Origin of the sequence: Streptomyces sp. UH6, from assembly GCF_013421635.1 — a bacterium.
Classification (GTDB): Bacteria; Actinomycetota; Actinomycetes; order Streptomycetales; family Streptomycetaceae; genus Streptomyces; species Streptomyces abyssomicinicus.
Window position 1 is genome coordinate 1 of sequence record NZ_JACADT010000851.1, and the last position, 2490, is coordinate 2490.

Below are 2490 nucleotides of genomic sequence, written 5' to 3' on the forward strand. Positions count from 1 at the left end.
CCGGACCCGAACAGCCCTGACCCACCCGGAGACCCGATGAACCGTCACGTACTGATCATCAACCGCTGGACCAACTCCTACGCCGAGTACCACCGCCACATCGACCACACCGCCGACCGCGTCGCCTACCTCACCACCGCCGAGGGCAGCGCCCCGCTCGATCCGGACCTGGCCGAGGACATCCGCGTGCTGTCCGACCTCGGCGACACCGAGGCCGCCCTGCGGGAGACCGAGCGGCTGATCGCCCGGTACGGCCCGTTCACCCACGTCCTCGCCCTCTCCGAGTTCGACCTGGAGCTGGCGGGCGAGATCCGCGCGCGCTTCCGGATCCCCGGACGCACCCCCGGCCAGGTCGCCGCCGTGCGGGACAAGGTCGTGATGAAGGGCCTGGTCGCCGCGGCCGGACTGCCGGTGCCCGCCTTCGCCGAAACTCCGACCGCCGCCGCCGTGCGGGAGTTCGCCGACCGCCACGGCCACCCCTTCGTCCTCAAGCCCCGCGCCGGCGCCGACAGCCAGGGCGTGCACGTGGTGCGCACCCCCGAGCAGCTGGAGCGCCTGCTGGAGGACGCCGACCTGAGCGACGCCCAGTGCGAGGAGTTCGTCGACGGGGTCCTCCACCAGGTCGACGGCCTGGTGTCGGGGGGCGTGCTGCTCACCTCGCGCTCCTGGCGCTGCGGCGGCAGCTGCCTCGACTTCGCCACCGGCACCGCCTTCAGCTCGGTCGCCAACGACGACCGGGACTTCGAGCGGCGGGTCACCGCCTTCGCCGAGCGGGTGTGCGAGGCCCTCGGCATCACCGACGACGTCTTCCACCTCGAGGTGTTCCGCACCCCCGAGGACGCCGGCGACGACATCGTCTTCCTGGAGATCGGGGCGCGGGCCGGCGGCGGCCAGGTCCGGTACGTGTGGGACGAGGTGTACGGCGTCGACCTGGTCGCCGCCTCCGCGCTGGTGCAGCTCGGCGAGCCTCCGGCCGTCGAGGCGATGGACCTGGACGGCCCGGTCGCCGGCTACCTGATGATGCCCGAGCCGCCGGTGCGGCCCGCCGTCGTCCGCTCGGTGACCTCGCTGGTGGACCGGGTGCCCGGGATGTACGCCGAGACGCTGCCGCCGCCCGGCGCGGTGCTCAGCGGCAACGGCGGCGCGGTCCACACCGCCGGCACCTTCCGCTACCGGGGCGACAGCTCCGAAGAGGTCCGGGCGGCGATCCGGCGGACGCTGGCCGCCTACCGGCTCGACTGGCACCCGCTCGACGCCGACGCCGACGCCCCGCCCGTCCAGCCCGTCCAGCCCGTCCAGCCCGTTCAGCCCGTCCAGTCCGCCCCGCCCGGGCCGGCAGTGAAGGAGGCGGTCCGTGTCCGCCTCTGAGCTGCTCGACGCGCCACCGGGCGCCCCGGAGCCGAAGCGCCCCCGCGGGCTCTGGCACCACCGCGACTTCCGCAGGCTGTGGGCCGGCCAGACGGCCGCGCTGCTCGGCTCCCGGGTCACCGAACTGGCCCTGCCGATCACCGCGATCGTGCTGCTCGACGCCGGCCCCGCCGAGCTGGGACTGCTCAACAGCGCCCAGTACCTCCCGGTGCTGTGCGTGACCCTGTTCGCCGGAGTCCTCGCCGACCGGGTCCGCCGCCGGCCGCTGCTGATCACCGCCAACCTCGGGCGGGCCGTCATCCTCACGGCGGTGCCCCTGCTCGCCTGGCTGGGCGGGCTCGGCATCTGGGCGCTGTGCGCCGTCGCGTTCGCCACCGGCGTGCTCACCGCCGTCTTCGACGTGGCCTACCAGGCGTACCTGCCGTCCCTGGTGTCCAAGGAACGCCTGGTCGAGGGCAACAGCAAGCTGCAGGCCAGCCGCTCCGTCGCGGAGACCGCCGGGCAAGGGCTCGGCGGGACGCTGATCCAGGTGCTCACCGCGCCCGTGGCCATCATCGTCGACTGCCTCGGCTACCTCTTCGCCACCGGCATGCTGCTGCGCATCCGCACCCCCGAGGCCCGGCCCGAGCGGCCCGCGGGCGGGCGCTCCTCGGTCCGCAAGGACATCGTGGCGGGGCTGCGCATGACCATGAACAGCCGGCTCCTGCGCGTGATCATGTTCCACGCGTCCTGGTACAACCTGCTCTGGGACGTCGTCCTGGTCGTCTTCCCGCTCTACGGCCTCAAGGTGCTGCACCTCGGCCCGGCCGGACTCGGCCTGGTCATCGCGGCGGGCAGCGTCGGCGCGCTCGGCGGAGCCCTCACCGCCGGACCGCTCGGGACCCGGCTCGGCGTGGGCCGCGCCATGGTCGTCGGCATGACGGTGGCCTCGGCCGCGACGCTGCTGCTGCCGCTCGCGCCCGGCGACGGCAGCGTCCTCGCACACGCGCTGCTGACCGGCGGCTACGTCCTCAACGGCTTCGGCATCGCCGTCTTCAGCATCCACTCGATCACGCTGCGCCAGGCCACCGTGCCCATCGAGCTCATCGGCCGGGTCAGCGCCACCTTCCGGTTCGTCACCTG

The 2490-nt window shown here is 73.9% G+C and carries 2 protein-coding genes; both read left to right on the forward strand.

Annotation, left to right across the window (positions count from 1 at the left end; genetic code table 11):
- The first annotated feature begins 36 nt into the window (after positions 1-36).
- Positions 37-1368, forward strand: a complete 1332-nt coding sequence (locus HW445_RS26680; RefSeq protein WP_180223438.1) for an acetyl-CoA carboxylase biotin carboxylase subunit family protein — start codon at positions 37-39, stop codon at positions 1366-1368.
- Positions 1355-2490 (forward strand): MFS transporter (locus HW445_RS26685; RefSeq protein WP_180223439.1); only part of this gene is annotated, 1136 nt, incomplete at its 3' end. The genes HW445_RS26680 and HW445_RS26685, both read left to right, overlap by 14 nt.